15 protein-coding genes and 1 pseudogene are annotated in these 15157 nt (G+C 60.3%); 11 read left to right on the plus strand and 5 right to left on the minus strand.

The genetic code is table 11. The features are described 5' to 3' along the window. Positions 1–91: 91 nt before the first annotated feature. The 5 genes from ACPYOP_RS27105 (at position 92) to hflX (ending at position 6394) form a co-directional block, all read left to right on the plus strand. A complete protein-coding gene (locus ACPYOP_RS27105) occupies positions 92–2365 on the plus strand; it encodes a sensor histidine kinase NtrY-like (RefSeq protein WP_481413353.1) in 2274 nt (757 codons plus the stop codon). Further along, positions 2355–3719: a nitrogen assimilation response regulator NtrX gene (gene ntrX, locus ACPYOP_RS27110; protein WP_481413354.1), complete on the plus strand. Its 1365-nt coding sequence runs from the start codon at positions 2355–2357 to the stop codon at positions 3717–3719. The genes ACPYOP_RS27105 and ntrX overlap by 11 nt, the downstream gene beginning before the upstream one ends. 48 nt (positions 3720–3767) lie before the next feature. Continuing rightward, on the plus strand, positions 3768–4631 hold the full coding sequence (locus tag ACPYOP_RS27115) for a D-amino-acid transaminase (protein ID WP_481413355.1): 864 nt from the start codon (positions 3768–3770) through the stop codon (positions 4629–4631). 107 nt (positions 4632–4738) lie between these two features. Continuing rightward, positions 4739–4981, plus strand: coding sequence for an RNA chaperone Hfq (hfq, locus tag ACPYOP_RS27120; protein ID WP_003539403.1), 243 nt, complete (start codon positions 4739–4741; stop codon positions 4979–4981). A gap of 78 nt (positions 4982–5059) precedes the next feature. Further along, the gene (gene hflX / locus ACPYOP_RS27125) at positions 5060–6394 is read left to right on the plus strand and encodes a GTPase HflX (protein ID WP_481413356.1); all 1335 of its coding nucleotides are present in this window, start codon (positions 5060–5062) and stop codon (positions 6392–6394) included. Between the two features lie 6 nt (positions 6395–6400). Here the strand turns inward: hflX and mazG are convergent, their stop codons facing one another. Both mazG and ACPYOP_RS27135 read right to left on the minus strand, forming a co-directional pair. Beyond that, entirely contained in the window at positions 6401–7249 is an 849-nt protein-coding gene (gene mazG, locus ACPYOP_RS27130; RefSeq protein WP_481413357.1) for a nucleoside triphosphate pyrophosphohydrolase, read from the minus strand. Between the two features lie 22 nt (positions 7250–7271). Beyond that, complete coding sequence (locus tag ACPYOP_RS27135) at positions 7272–7859, minus strand: deaminase (RefSeq protein WP_481413358.1); 588 nt, start codon at positions 7857–7859, stop codon at positions 7272–7274. Between the two features lie 292 nt (positions 7860–8151). Here ACPYOP_RS27135 and cysG point away from each other — a divergent pair, with 292 nt between their 5' ends. The 5 genes from cysG (at position 8152) to ACPYOP_RS27160 (ending at position 13186) form a co-directional block, all read left to right on the plus strand. Beyond that, positions 8152–9588: a siroheme synthase CysG gene (cysG, locus tag ACPYOP_RS27140; protein WP_481413359.1), complete on the plus strand. Its 1437-nt coding sequence runs from the start codon at positions 8152–8154 to the stop codon at positions 9586–9588. A 3-nt stretch (positions 9589–9591) separates the two neighbouring features. Further along, complete coding sequence (locus ACPYOP_RS27145) at positions 9592–9906, plus strand: DUF2849 domain-containing protein (RefSeq protein WP_015339836.1); 315 nt, start codon at positions 9592–9594, stop codon at positions 9904–9906. 17 nt (positions 9907–9923) lie between these two features. After that, a complete protein-coding gene (locus ACPYOP_RS27150) occupies positions 9924–11603 on the plus strand; it encodes a nitrite/sulfite reductase (RefSeq protein ID WP_481413360.1) in 1680 nt (559 codons plus the stop codon). Between the two features lie 11 nt (positions 11604–11614). Continuing rightward, positions 11615–12127 carry a DUF934 domain-containing protein gene (locus ACPYOP_RS27155; RefSeq protein ID WP_481413361.1) on the plus strand — a complete coding sequence of 171 codons (513 nt, stop codon included), beginning with the start codon at positions 11615–11617 and terminating at the stop codon, positions 12125–12127. 246 nt (positions 12128–12373) lie between these two features. After that, on the plus strand, positions 12374–13186 hold the full coding sequence (locus ACPYOP_RS27160; RefSeq protein ID WP_481413362.1) for a ferredoxin--NADP reductase: 813 nt from the start codon (positions 12374–12376) through the stop codon (positions 13184–13186). Between the two features lie 57 nt (positions 13187–13243). Here the strand turns inward: ACPYOP_RS27160 and ACPYOP_RS27165 are convergent, their stop codons facing one another. From ACPYOP_RS27165 to ACPYOP_RS27175, 3 genes are all read right to left on the minus strand, one after another. Next, a complete protein-coding gene (locus ACPYOP_RS27165) occupies positions 13244–13858 on the minus strand; it encodes a GntR family transcriptional regulator (RefSeq protein ID WP_481413363.1) in 615 nt (204 codons plus the stop codon). A gap of 197 nt (positions 13859–14055) precedes the next feature. Next, positions 14056–14262 carry a hypothetical protein gene (locus tag ACPYOP_RS27170; RefSeq protein ID WP_481413364.1) on the minus strand — a complete coding sequence of 69 codons (207 nt, stop codon included), beginning with the start codon at positions 14260–14262 and terminating at the stop codon, positions 14056–14058. Positions 14263–14497: 235 nt separating this feature from the next. Next, on the minus strand, positions 14498–14755 hold the full coding sequence (locus ACPYOP_RS27175; protein ID WP_481413365.1) for a GlsB/YeaQ/YmgE family stress response membrane protein: 258 nt from the start codon (positions 14753–14755) through the stop codon (positions 14498–14500). Between the two features lie 175 nt (positions 14756–14930). On the opposite strand from ACPYOP_RS27175, the pseudogene ACPYOP_RS27180 reads away from it, so the two are divergent. Next, a pseudogene (locus tag ACPYOP_RS27180) lies at positions 14931–15044 on the plus strand (transposase); the annotation flags it as partial. Between the last annotated feature and the right edge of the window lie 113 nt (positions 15045–15157).

Here is a 15157-nt window from a genome sequence, read left to right on the forward strand (position 1 = left end):
CCCCTGCCTGTCGCGCACACGAATGCCAAATGGTGGCGGTGGGATTTTAGCCGGGGCGCCGACCGTCGCCTGGGCGTGGAGATTGATGGGAATGATGCAGGACGCTGTGTCGCCGGCGGCGAGCGACGAGGCGGTTGTCAAGGTGACGGACCGTCGTGCCTCCTTCGCCCTGCCGGGCCTGATCCTGGCCGGCGGCGCGCTTCTGTGCGCCATCGCGACCTTGCTGATGCTCCTCGGGCTGACGCCGATCGCCCCGACGTCCTCCGTCGTCTTTACCTCGGTCGTGATCAACGGCCTCTTCGTGCTTGGCCTGATTGCCTTGATCGCCCGTGAAGTCGCGCGCCTGATGAAGGCGCGCAGCCGTGGCCGCGCCGCGGCTCGGCTCCATATCCGCATCGTCGTTCTTTTCTCGATCGTGGCGATTACGCCGGCCATCCTCGTCGCCATCGTTGCCAGCCTGACGCTCAATGTCGGCCTCGATCGCTGGTTCGGGGTACGTACGCAGCAGATCATCAGTTCCTCGCAGAACGTCGCGCAAGCCTATCTGATGGAGAACGCGAGCTATCTGCAGGGGCAGACGGTGTCGATGGCGAACGATCTGGAGCGCAATCGCTCGCTCTTCAATCTCGATCGCACCGGTTTTGCCGATCTGATGACCCGCCAGGCGCGCGGGCGCGGCCTGCTGGGCGCCTTCCTTGTACGCCGCGACGGCACCGCCATCGTCCAGGCCGAGATCAAGACCGAACGGCCGCTGCCGGCCATTCCGAAGGATGCACTCGATTCCTCGGCCAACGGCCAGCCGACGCTCATTCCGCCAGGGGTGACCAACCTCGTCGGCGCGGTAATCAAGCTCGATGAAATCCCCGGCTCGTTCCTCTATACCGTGCGTGCCGTCGATCCGCGCGTCATGAACGCCATGCGGATGGTCGAAGACAACACCGTCGAATACAAGGCGATGGAAGCAGGGCGCATGTCGCTCCAGATCGCCTTTGCCGTTCTTTACATCGGCTTTGCGCTCATCGTGCTGCTGGCCGCGATCTGGACCGCGATTGCGATCGCCGACCGTATCGTCAGGCCGATCCGCCTCCTCATCAGCGCTGCTGACAATGTCGCCTCGGGCAACATGAACGTGCTGGTGCCCGTGCGCTCGGCCGATGGTGACGTCGGCAGCCTGTCGCGCACCTTCAACAAGATGATCTCGGAAATCCGCACCCAGCGCGATGAAATTCTGGAAGCGAAGGATGAGGTCGACGATCGCCGCCGCTTCATCGAGGCCGTTCTGTCGGGCGTGACGGCGGCTGTGATCGGTGTCGAGCATGACCGGCGCATCACCATCGTCAATACCTCGGCCGAGGATCTGCTGACGCTGAAGAGCGAAGAGCTCATCGGCAAGAGCCTGTCGGAAATTTCCCCTGAGGTCGATCAGGTCGTCACCGAAGCGACGACCCGCCATCGCAGCGATTTCCGCAAGCAGATCAGCCTCGTCCGCGGCGGAACGGTGCGCACGCTCAGCGTCCAGGTGACGCGCGAGGAATCGCGCGACGCCAACGAATCCTACGTGATCACGCTCGACGACATCACCGATCTGGTCATCGCGCAGCGCTCGACCGCCTGGGCCGACGTCGCGCGCCGCATCGCGCATGAGATCAAGAACCCGTTGACGCCGATCCAGCTGTCGGCGGAGCGTATCCGCCGCCGCTTTGGCAAGAATATCGCCGATGCCGACCGTCCGGTTTTCGACCAATGCACGGATACGATCATCCGGCAGGTGGGCGATATCGGCCGCATGGTCGACGAATTCTCCTCCTTTGCCCGCATGCCGAAGCCGACCATGGAGCCGACCGACCTGCGCGATATTCTGCGCGATGCCGTGTTCCTGCGCGAGATGGGCAACAATCACGTCAAATTCGAGCGTGAGCTGGGCGACGAACGGCTGGAGGGCATGTTCGACGCGCGAATGCTCGGCCAGGCCTTCGGCAATCTCATCAAGAATGCCGTCGAGGCGATCGAAGGCGTGCCAAGCGATCAGGCCCGCGAGCAGCCGAAGGTCCTCGTGCGTTCGTCGCTCGATCCGGAGCGGGATCGTTTCACCGTCGATGTCATCGACAATGGCCGCGGCCTGCCGGTGGAGAACCGGCACAGTATTCTAGAACCCTATATGACTATGCGCGAAAAGGGCACCGGCCTCGGTCTCGCCATCGTCAAGAAGATCATTGAAGACCATGGCGGGCAGATCGAACTCCACGACGCGCCAGCCGATTTCGACCAGGGCAGGGGGGCCATGATCCGCGTGCATCTGCCGCGCCGTGAGCAAGCCGCCGTCGCCCAGACAGCAAGTGACAAGGAAAGCGTTTATGGCATCTGACATTCTCGTAGTGGACGACGAGGAAGACATTCGCGAAATCGTTTCGGGAATTCTCTCGGATGAAGGGCACGAAACCCGCACCGCGCACGACAGCGACAGCGCGCTCGCCGCGATTTCCGATCGCGCGCCGCGGCTGATCTTCCTCGATATCTGGATGCAGGGCAGCAAGCTCGATGGTCTGGCGCTGCTCGACGAAATCAAGGCGCGCCACCCGGAACTCCCCATCGTCATGATCTCCGGTCACGGCAATATCGAGACGGCCGTCTCCGCCATCAAGCGCGGCGCCTTCGACTTCATCGAAAAGCCGTTCAAGGCCGATCGCCTGATCCTGATTGCCGAGCGCGCCCTGGAGAACTCCAAGCTGAAGCGCGAGGTTTCCGAGCTGAAGCGCCGCACCGGCGATGCCGTGGAGCTGATCGGTACGTCGGTCGCCGTTTCGCAGCTGCGTCAGACGATCGACAAGGTGTCCCCCACCAACAGCCGCGTCATGATCTTTGGTCCGTCGGGCTCCGGCAAGGAACTCGTGGCCCGGATGATCCACAAGAAGTCGACCCGCGCGAATGGTCCCTTCGTGGCGCTGAACGCTGCGACCATCACGCCGGAGCGCATGGAAATCGCGCTGTTCGGCACCGAAGGATCGCCGGGGCAGGCGCGCAAGATCGGCGCCCTGGAAGAGGCCCATCGTGGCATCCTCTATCTCGACGAAGTCGGTGAAATGCCGCGCGAGACGCAGAACAAGATCCTGCGCGTGCTCGTCGATCAGCAGTTCGAGCGCGTCGGCGGCTCCAAGCGCGTCAAAGTGGACGTCCGCATCATCTCGTCTACGGCTTATAATCTTGAGAGCCGCATCGCCGAGGGACTGTTCCGTGAGGATCTCTATCACCGTCTGGCCGTCGTACCGGTGCGCGTGCCTGCGCTTGCCGAACGCCGTGAGGACGTTCCCTTCCTCGTCGATCAGCTGATGCGGCAGATTTCCGAGCAGGCCGGCATCCGTTCGCGCCGGATCGGCGACGACGCCATGGCCGTGCTGCAGGCGCATGACTGGCCGGGTAACATCCGCCAGCTGCGCAACAATATCGAGCGGCTGATGATCCTCGCGCGCTCGGATGGCGCGGAAACGCCGATCACGGCTGAAATGCTGCCGACCGATCTCGGCGACATGCTGCCGAAAGTATCCGCCAAGAACGATTATCACATCATGACGCTGCCGCTGCGCGAAGCGCGCGAGATGTTCGAGCGAGATTACCTCATTGCCCAGATCAACCGCTTCGGCGGCAATATCTCGCGCACTGCGGAATTCGTCGGCATGGAACGTTCGGCGCTGCACCGCAAGCTGAAGTCGCTGGGTGTCTGACCGGCCGCTCCGTACGTCAATATCGCAGAATTCTGATCAGGGGCTTCCATGCCGAGAATAGCTTATGTCAACGGCCGCTACGTCAAGCACAGCGATGCCATGGTGCATATCGAGGATCGCGGCTACCAGTTCGCCGATGGCGTCTACGAGGTTTGCGAAGTTCGCCATGGCGTGATCGTCGATCTGACGCGCCATCTCGATCGCCTCAACCGTTCGCTGGGCGAGCTGCGCATTGCATGGCCGATGACGCGCCAGGCGTTGGTTCTCGTGATTCGCGAGACGCTGCGTCGCAATCAGGTCCGCAACGGCCTGTTCTATCTGCAGGTGACGCGCGGCGTTGCCCGCCGCGATCACGTCTTCCCGCCCGCCGGCACGCCATCCTCGATCGTCGTCACCGCCAAGAGCACCGATCAGTCCGTGATTGCCAAGAAGAACGCCGATGGCATCAAGGCGATCACCGTCCGCGACAACCGCTGGGACCGCGTGGATATCAAGTCGGTCGGTCTGCTTCCGAACGCGATGGCCCGTCAGCAGGCGAAGGAGGCCGGTGCCCAGGAAGCGATCTATATCGATCACAATGGCATGGTGAAGGAAGGGGCCGCGACCAACGTCTGGATCGTCGATCACGACGGCAATCTCGTCACTCGCCCGGCCGAGCACGGTATCCTGCGCGGCATCACCCGCACGACCCTGATGGACGTCGCAGCCAAGCTCGACGTGACGATTGTCGAGCGATTCTTCTCGGTCGAGGAGATGATGAAGGCCCGCGAAGTCTTCATCACCGCAGCGACAAGTATATGTTTTCCGGTCGTTTCTATCGATGGCGAGCCCATCGCCAACGGTCATCCGGGCAGCATGTCACAGAAAATTCGTGAAGCCTTTTTCGACGTTGCGGAAAAGACTGCGATTTGATACCAACATTCGCTGGGGGGAGAGATTGAGGGTATCTCCTGTCCGGGACCTCTGTATATCATGACATTTAACCGACCTAGGTCGGCAAAAAAGAAAGAAGCGGCGCGATGGCGGAACGTTCTCAAAACTTGCAGGACTTATTTCTCAATACTGTTCGCAAGCAAAAGATTTCACTGACAATTTTCTTGATTAACGGCGTGAAGCTCACCGGTGTCGTAACCTCGTTCGACAATTTCTGCGTCCTGCTCCGCCGCGATGGCCATTCGCAGCTCGTCTACAAGCATGCGATCTCGACGATCATGCCGGGTCAGCCGATGCAGATGTTCGAGAGCGAAGAAGCCGCATCCTAACCAGGATTTTCTACTATCACGACACGCGATACCAAAAATGATTCTCTCATCCCGGAGTCCGTAAAGCACCGGGATGATATGCGCGCTGTCGTCGTCGTGCCTGTGTTGAAACAGGCGCGCGCGGCGCGTTCCGCTCAAGCCGACAGTGCCATCTCCGTCTCGCGCCCACCGGAAAGCCGACTGGAAGAGGCCAAAGGTCTCGCCTTGGCGATCGATCTCGACGTGGTCAACGGTTCCATCGTGCCGATCAACGATCCAAGGCCGGCAACGCTGCTCGGCACCGGTAAGATCGAGGAAATCCTCGCGTTGCTCGATGAGTTCAACGCCGGCCTCGTCATCGTCGATCATCCGCTGACGCCGGTACAGCAGCGCAATCTCGAGAAGGCATGGAACGCCAAGGTTATCGACCGCACCGGCCTCATCCTTGAAATCTTCGGTCGCCGCGCCTCTACCAAGGAAGGCACGCTGCAGGTCGAGCTCGCGCATCTGAACTATCAGAAGGGCCGGCTCGTCCGAAGCTGGACCCACCTTGAACGCCAGCGCGGCGGTGCCGGCTTCATGGGCGGCCCGGGTGAAACCCAGATCGAAGCCGACCGGCGGATGCTGCAGGAACGGATCATCCGGCTGGAGCGCGAGCTGGAGCAGGTGGTTCGCACCCGCCAGCTTCATCGCGCCAAGCGCCGAAAGGTGCCGCATCCGATCGTCGCTCTGGTCGGCTATACCAATGCCGGCAAATCGACGTTGTTCAACCGCATCACCGGTGCTGGCGTTCTGGCGGAAGACATGCTGTTTGCGACGCTCGACCCGACGCTGCGCCGCATGAAGCTGCCGCATGGCCGCACCGTCATTCTCTCCGATACCGTCGGCTTCATTTCCGACTTGCCGACTCACCTTGTGGCCGCGTTCCGCGCGACGCTGGAAGAGGTGCTGGAAGCCGACTTGATCCTGCATGTGCGCGATCTTTCGGATGACGACAATCAGGTCCAGAGCGCCGACGTGATGCGCATCCTTGGCGATCTCGGCATCGGCGAAGCCGAAGGCGCCGAGCGTATTCTCGAGGTCTGGAACAAGATCGACCGCCTGGAACCGGAAGCTCACGATGCCATCGTCCAGAAGGCTTCGACCGCCGAAAACGTCATTGCCGTCTCGGCGAAAAACGGCGAGGGCGTCGATCGCCTGATGGATGAGATCAGCCGGCGTCTCTCCGGCGTGCTGACGGAAACGACGATCACCTTGCCCGTCGAAAAGCTGGCGCTGCTGCCCTGGCTTTACAATCACGCCATCGTCGATCACCGCGAGGACAATGAGGACGGCACGGTGACGCTCGACGTCCGCCTGACCGAGGCTGAAGCGGTTGAGTTGGAACGGCGCATGGGCAATGGCCCGAAGCCGCAACGCGAAGACTGGGAATAGGCGGGTTTACGCCGACTTGACGCCTGCCAACTGCCGCTCAATGGCTTTTGCCGACTGCCAGATCTCTTCCATCCGCTCCAGCGAGGCGCCTTCCAGCGTCTCGCCTTCAGCCTCGAGCGTCGTTTCAATGTGATGGAAGCGGCGGCGGAACTTGGTGTTCGTGCCGCGCAGCGCCTGCTCTGGATCGGCCTTCACATGCCGGCCGATATTGACGACGGCGAAGATCAGGTCGCCGAGCTCGTCGCTGACCTTGGCCCTGTCGCCGCTTGCGAGCGCTACCCGCAATTCGCCGATCTCCTCCTCGATCTTGTCGAGGATCGGCTCGGGCGCCGACCAGTCGAAGCCGACCTTGGCGGCGCGCTCCTGCAATTTCAACGCTTCAGTCAGGGCAGGGAACGTCCGTTGCACGGAGCCCAGGAAACCGGCCTTGAAGTCTTCGGTAATGCCGCTTTTGGCACGACGCTCGGCCCGCTCGCGCTTCTCTTCAGCCTTGATCCGATCCCATTGGAGCGTCACCGCATCTTCGGTCTTGGCATCGGACACGGCGAAGACATGCGGATGGCGGCGGATCATCTTGCGGGAGATGGCATGGACGACATCACCGAAGGAAAACGCTCCAGCCTCCTCGGCGATCCGCGCGTGAAAAACGACCTGCAGCAGTAGATCGCCGAGCTCGTCGCAGAGATCGTCCGTATCCTTGCGCTCGATCGCATCCGCGACTTCATAGGCCTCTTCGATCGTGTACGGCTTGATGGTTTCGAAGGTCTGGACGATGTCCCAGGGGCAGCCGCTTTCGGGATTTCGCAGCGCCGCCATGATGTCGATCAGGCCGTTTATGTCTCGCGATGCTTCCATCGTTGCCTCGGGTCTTGCTCTATCAATTCAAAGGGATGTCGTTACTGCTCTTCGACGCCTGGTAGTTGTCGGAGAGGCCGGCATAGGACCGCTTGATGCGCGCCGTCTGTTCCTTCAGCTCGCTTTTTCGTGGATCGGCTTCCGTTTCCACAAGGTCGGAGATGGCAAAGCTGTTCCAGAATGCGTTTTGGCGGCGATAACCGCCCGGTTCCAGGCCGAAGACCTCCTTCAGGATCTTGAGATCATGCGGGATCGCGAAGGCGTCGCGGGAATCCTCGTGGCTGAAGAAATAGTAGAAATTGTCGAAACCGGCCCAGGTGATCGCCGACATGCACATGGTGCAGGGCTCGTGGGTGGAGAGAAAGATCAGATCCTTGGTCGCCGGCTTTTCGCCGAGCTCGTAGAAGCGCTTGAGGGCATGAACCTCGCCGTGCCAGAGCGGGTTCTCCAATTCATTATTGGTTTCGGCGATAACGAGCGAAAGGTCGGATTTGCGCAGGATAGCCGCGCCAAAGACCTTGTTTCCGGCAGCCACGCCCTTGCGGGTCAGGGGCAGGATGTCGTGCTCCACGACGTCGAGAAGGCGGGCTGCGATGCTGTTGTCGGACAAGGATCTCTCCAGAGTTTTGGTGCCAGTCTATCGGCATTGTGCAAGCGGCGGAATGCGCAAATGACGTATGGACCAAGTTTGTCACAGGCAATAAAATCGCCGCAGGCGGTGGTCAATCATAAAAGTCTATAGATTTCCTATATTTATCTCGATCTGCTCGTCTGGTGAGTTTTGCTCAAATCCTTGTCATGTCGAGCAAAAGAATACGCGCATGCATGGGCATTAGAATTTCTGTTTCTTCAATCTCTTGGCAGCAAGGGCGATATTCGCCAAATCTCGAAGTGGAACCATGATGCATCCCAGGACTGAACAGCTTTCGGTATTTCCCGCCTTCTTCCGCGTGGAAGGAAGGGTGACGGCTGTCTTCGGCAATGGCGATGAAGCGTTTGCCAAGGCGCGGCTGCTCATGAACACGCAAGCAAGGATTGTCGCCTATGCGCCGGCGCCCGAGGCCGATTATCATGCCTTCCTGATTGCCAATCGCATTGAAACCGTACGGGGCGATTTTTCAGCCGATCAGGTCAAGGGTGCGACACTCGTATTTGCCGCCACCGGCAATGCGGAGGCGGATCGCGCAATCGTCGACGCCGCCCGGGTCGAAAGAATTCCGGCGAACGCCGTCGACCAGCCCGATTACTGTGATTTCTACACGCCGGCGCTGGTCAATCGTGCGCCTGTTGCCGTCGCCATCGGCACCGAGGGTGCTGGTCCGGTACTTGCCCAGGTGATCCGCGCCCAGATCGACCAGATGCTGTCGCCGTCGCTCGGTAAGCTTGCCGACCTTGCGACGCGCTACCGCAAGCCGGTCGAGCGTCTTGTGCCGCGTGGCGTTGCTCGCCGCATCTTCTGGCGGCAGTTCTTTTCCGGACCAGTCGCTGATGCCATCAATGCCGGTCATGTCGCGCAGGCGGAGCAAGCAGCCGATGAACTGCTGCGGTCGTCCCGTGATGTCGAGGGTCGCGTCTGGCTGGTCGGTGCCGGCCCGGGCGCCGAAGATCTGCTGACGCTGCGGGCGCAGCGCGTGATGATGGAGGCCGATGTCATCGTCTATGATGCCCTGGTGCCGCAGGCGATCGTTGATATGGGACGCCGCGATGCCGAGCGCCTGTCCGTCGGCAAGCGCAAGGGATGCCACAGCAAGTCGCAGGAGGAGATCAACGATCTGCTGGTGCAGCTCGGCCGCGAAGGCAAGCGTGTCGTGCGGCTGAAGTCGGGCGATCCGCTGGTTTACGGCCGTGCCGGCGAGGAAATGGCTGCTCTGCGCGCCGCCGGTATCGGCTATGAGATTGTTCCCGGCATCACCTCGGCCTTTGCCGCTGCTGCCGATTTCGAACTGCCGCTGACTCTGCGTGGCGTCGCCTCGTCGCTGGTCTTTACAACGGGTCACGATCTCACGGGCGATGTGCTGCCCGATTGGGCGAGTTTGGCCGTATCCGGCGCCACGATTGCGGTGTATATGGGACGCACGGTTGCCGCTTCCGTCGCCGGCCGCCTGATGCAGGCCGGCTTGCCGCCCGAGACGACCGTTGCCATCATCGAGAACGCGAGCCGCCGCGATCGCCGCCTGATGCACGGCATCCTGCGGGATCTGCCTGATCTCGAACACCGTGACGAGTTGAGCGGGCCGGTCATGGTCATTATTGGCGATGCCGTCGCCGGTGCGAATTTTGAACAATCCGAGCCGCTGGTCCGCCGTGAGACCGTTGCTCAAGACTATGCAAGGAGCTGATTGATGGTCGACAAGGTTCTGACCGCAAACCGGCTCACCGATGGCGTCGCCGTTTGGCTGAACGCAAATGGTGAGTGGGTGACGTCGCTGCAGGAGGCGTTGGTCGCCCGTCATGCCGAGGCGGAAGCCGCGTTGGAAGCGATCGGCAAGCAGGCCTATGCCGACAACAAGGTCGTCGACGTCAATCTGATCGATGTTCAGGAAACCGGCGGCAAGCTATGGCCGCTGCGCCTGCGCGAGCGCATCCGTGCCGAAGGCCCCACCATGGAATACGCGCCGGGCTATGCTGCGGCCGATCCCGATTTCATTGCAGTCTGAGAAGTCCCGAGGAAGTCATGTATCGTTACGATGAATTCGACCACGCCTTTGTTGCGGAACGGGTTGCCCAATTCCGCGATCAGGTGGAGCGGCGCCTCTCGGGTGAGCTTTCGGAAGATGCCTTCAAGCCGCTGCGCCTGATGAACGGTGTCTATCTGCAGCTACATGCCTATATGCTGCGTATCGCCATTCCCTATGGCACGCTGAGCTCGCGCCAGATGCGCATGCTCGCCCATGTCGCACGCACCTATGACCGCGGCTATGGCCACTTCACCACGCGTCAGAACCTGCAGTTCAACTGGCCGAAGCTCTCTGAAATGCCAAACGCGCTGGCCGATCTCGCTTCGGTCGAGATGCACGCCATCCAGACCTCGGGCAACTGCATTCGCAACGTGACGGCCGATCATTTCGCCGGCGCTGCGGCGGACGAAGTCGCCGATCCCAGGCCCTATGCCGAAATCCTGCGGCAGTGGTCTTCCGTTCATCCGGAATTCTCCTTCCTGCCGCGCAAGTTCAAGATTGCCGTCACCGGCGCTGAGCGCGACCGCGCCGCGATCCAGGTGCATGACATCGGCCTGCATCTGAAAAAGAACGACAAGGGCGAGATCGGTTTTGCCGTTTACGTCGGGGGCGGGCAGGGCCGCACGCCGCTGGTCGCCAAGCTGATCCGCGACTTCCTGCCGGAAGAGGATCTCCTGTCCTACACGACTGCGATCATGCGCGTTTACAATCTGCACGGCCGCCGCGACAACAAGTACAAGGCGCGCATCAAGATCCTCGTGCACGAAACCGGCGCCGAGGAATTGGCGCGTCAGGTCGAAGTCGAGTTCGACAAGCTGAGAGACACCGAACTGAAGCTGCCGGAAGCCGATGTCCAGGCCATCTCGGCCTATTTCGCGCCGCCGGCGTTGCCGGAGCGCCCTGAAGGCTGGGAAAGCCTGGCGCGCTGGAAGAAGGCCGATCCGGCCTTTGCCCGCTGGGTGCAGCAGAACGTACAGCCGCACAAGAACCCCGATTACGGCATGGTGACCATTTCGCTGAAGCCGATCGGCGGCATTCCGGGTGACGCATCGGACGCGCAGATGGAAGCCGTGGCCGATATCGCCGAGGAATATGCCTTCGACGAGATCCGCGTCAGCCACGAGCAGAACCTCATCCTGCCGCATGTGGCGCTGGCCGATCTCGAAGCTGTCTACCGCGGCCTCGTCGCCCACGGTCTCGAAACGGCGAATGCCGGCCTGATCACGGACATCATCGCCTGTCCCGGCCTCGACTATTGCGCGCTTGCCAATGCGCGCTCCATCCCGGTCGCGCAGGAGATTTCCACGCGCTTCGGCTCGGCTGAGCGTCAGGCTGAGATCGGCGAGCTGAAGATCAAGATTTCCGGCTGCATCAATGCCTGCGGCCATCACCATGTCGGCCATATCGGCTTGCTGGGCGTTGAGAAGAAGGGCGCGGAACTCTATCAGATCACGCTCGGCGGCTCCGGCGACGAGAACACCTCGATCGGCGAAATCATCGGTCGCGGCTTCGAGCCCGACAAGGTGACCGATGCCATCGAGACCATCGTTGATACCTATATCGGTCTTCGTCTGGATCCCTCCGAAACCTTCCTGACCGCCTACCGTCGCGTTGGGCCGCAGCCGTTCAAGACTGCGCTTTACGGCTCGTCCTCGTCGGCAGCCGAAGCGGCGTAAGGAGATTGACTATGACCAAGATCTGGCGGGAAACCGGCTTCATCGAAAACGATCCGTGGGTCATTGAGACCGACGAGGTCAAGGCGACAGAGACGCAGAAGCCTCTGCTTGGCCTCGATGCACTGGTCGCAAAGGCGGAAGAGAGCAACGAGGCTGGCCTCGGCGTCGTCATCAAGCCGGCTGACGATGTCACCCGGCTGCAGCCCTATCTCGATCGGCTCGATATCGTTGCGGTTGCCTTTCCGGCATTCAGCGATGGCCGCGCCTTCAGCCATGCCTCGCTGCTGCGCCAGCGTCTCGGCTACGCCAACGAGCTGCGGGCCGTGGGCGATGTGCTGATCGATCAGGTACCGTTGATGCTGCGCGTCGGCATCGATAGTTTCGCCGTGACCAACGAGACAGCACTGAAGCGTCTGTCGGAGAACCGATTGCCGGGCATACCGCACTACTATCAGCCGACCGCGCGCAAGGCTGAAGGCGGGCAAGCCTATAGTTGGCGGCGGTTGCCGGCAAAATCGGCCTGATTTCGATAGGCCTGGGATGCGGCGATTTGACAATATCGGATTGCCGCATTCATGCCCATCGATAGCTGTAATGTTGGCAGGCTGGAATCTTGACTGAAATAGACATATTTCAGTCCCATGCAGCCGGATGGAATGGAATGCCTTTCAATACCGGCTATATTATAATATCAGCATCGCAAAATGAGCCTGCCCAGGAAAGACGCGCCCAGGAAAAACGCGTAAGATAGATACGGGATCCGAGATAGAATGAACGCCCCCGCCAAATCAGATGAATTTGCTTCAGCAGTACCAGCCGGCGTCTTCGCCGAGAAGGTGCTGAGCGTTACGCATTATACCGACCGGCTCTTTCGCTTCACCATGACCCGGCCGCAAGGCTTCCGCTTCCGCTCCGGCGAGTTCGCCATGATCGGCCTGATGGTCGATGGCAAACCGCTCTATCGCGCCTATTCGATCGCGAGCCCCGCCTGGGCCGACGAGCTGGAATTCTTTTCCATCAAGGTACCGGATGGTCCGCTGACATCGCACCTGCAGAACATCAAGCCCGGCGACGAAGTGCTGATGCGCAAGAAGCCGACCGGCACGCTGGTTCTGGATGCGCTGACGCCTGGCCGCCGGCTCTACATGTTCTCGACCGGCACCGGCATCGCGCCGTTTGCGAGCCTGATCCGCGATCCGGAAACCTACGAGAAGTATGAGGAAGTCATCCTCACCCACACGACGCGCGATGTCGCCGAACTGAAATACGGCTTCGACCTCGTCGAGGAAATCCGCAACGACGAAATCCTGAGCGAAGTCGTCGGCGACAAGCTGCGCCACTATGCGACCGTCACTCGCGAGGAGTTCCCCTTCACGGGCCGCATCACCGATCTCATTGAGAACGGCAAGCTTTTCAGCGATCTCGGCGTGCCGCCGCTTGATCCAGCGATCGATCGCGGCATGATCTGCGGTTCCTCCGCCATGCTGAAGGACACCAAGGTCCTGCTCGAAAAGGCCGGCCTGAATGAAGGCGCCAACAACAATCCGGCCGAGTTCGTCATCGAACGCGCTTTCGTCGGTTAATCCAACGAGCTATTTAAACGAGAATGAAAGGCGGTTTCGGCGACGAGGCCGCCTTTTTCATGGGCTGCTGAGATAATCGATGAGCGAGGCCATGGCTTTCTCGGCAGCATTCGCATCACCGCCCTGAATGGCTTCGATGGCCTGAACATGCATTGATATCGCCCGACCCATGCGATCATGCGTTCCCATGGAATACCAGAGCCGGCGCGCATGCGTCTGCACTGGTCCGAGTGCTGCCGTAATGAAGTTGTTGGGGCAGGCGGCTTCCAATATCTCATCGAATGTCTTGTCGGCGGCGAAAAAGCCGGGCAGGTCGCTTGTAACGGCATACTCCGTCATCAGCCGCGCGCATTCCCGCAACTGCTCGCGCTGCTGCGGATCGGCATGGGTGGCAACGAGCGCGGCCGCGATCGGCTCCAGCTCGCGCCTGACTTGCATGACGAATTGATGGTCCTCGGGCCGGATCTCCGCAATCTGCAGGCCGACGCGGGGCTGCACATGGATCAGTCCCTGCCAGGCAAGCTTCTGGATCGCCTCGCGCACCGGGGTTCGCCCGTGGCCCGCCATCTCGATCAGTTGTTTCTCGGTAACGAGGGCGCCCGGCTTCAGCTCGAGCGTCACGATCGAATATTCGAGCGCTAGATAGGCGAGGTGGCTAAGCGAATTCTGCATTCGAGGCGGTTTCCGGCATGTGCGTGGACGGCCCAGAGTGTCATCTGGCATTAGCGAAGGCAATCGACAGTGATATATCAAGGATGGCGTTCCGCCTGCCTTCTTTACACGTCCATGTACTTCAATGATCCGGATCGCTTTGAACAAAGTCGGCGGTGCGGGTGGCAATTCGCAAGCCTAACGGAACGAGCCGCGCATCATTGGCCGATTGCCGTGGAAAGGGTCGGCGGCTTCCGTTTGGCTGCCATGAGCAGATCCAGTTCCGTCGCTGATGGTCCGAACTTATAGAAGAGGCGCTTTGCTTCCGCGTCGTCGAGACGATATTTCCGCGCAAATTCAGCAATGCTGTAAGGGCGGCCTCGAATGACTTTTCGCGTGGTTGTCCGATTGGCGTTTTCCGTCATGTTTCCAACCTCCTTTCGGTTCCATTTTGGTAGATAGCGCCAAGCTGGAGGTTGGAAAGGCCTGGAAGTGCATTGTGATCGTGCGGATCGCGCTTTGGGTTCTCATACCCGGATTTTTACATGTCGTGGCAAACCACTGCGCGTGCTGGCGCTGTTCACGCAAAAAAGGGAAGGCGGGCATCCCCCGCCTTCCCTTTTCCTCTTCCCGATCAGGGCGTATCCGCCCGATATATGGTTATCGCCTGATCAGTCGGCCAACGAAAATCAGGATGCAGGCTCCGATGAAGCCGGTGACCAGATAGTTCAGCCATACATGGAACGGCAGCGCGATGCCGAGGGCACGGAACAGCCAGCTGGCGACGAGCGCGCCAACGATGCCGAGGATGATGTTCATGACGATGCCGGTGTTGCTCTTCATGATCATCTCGGCGAACCAGCCAGCCAAACCGCCGATAACAATTGCTGCAATCCAACCTACGTTTGCGTCTTCCATAAAAGAACCTCCTGAGGGCCCGACAGGTTGTTAACAATAACCGATATACACCAAAAACGATTCGCACCCCAACTGTTGCCGATTGCGAGCCGATGGAATCGATCTTTGCAACCCTGATTATTAAGGGAAATTGTAACGGTTGTTTGCGCCCGTGAGAATCGGCTGCCTTGCCAAAGGCATTTGGCCTGTCAGCTTCATGCACTATGATCCGGGATATATCGATCTCGAACAGAGGACCTTGCAAACCATCTACAACCCGTTCGGCACGAGGTTCTCACCCATGTCTTAGGTGCGTTCTGTTACCTATCTCTTCGGTATGGACCAATGTCCTTCCCGAGAGAGGGGTGACAGTTCATACCGGAGACATGGGTTACACTTTTTGCCTTTGCGAGGAGAGCGAAG

This window comes from Rhizobium sp. KNZ2-6A (assembly GCF_056755475.1).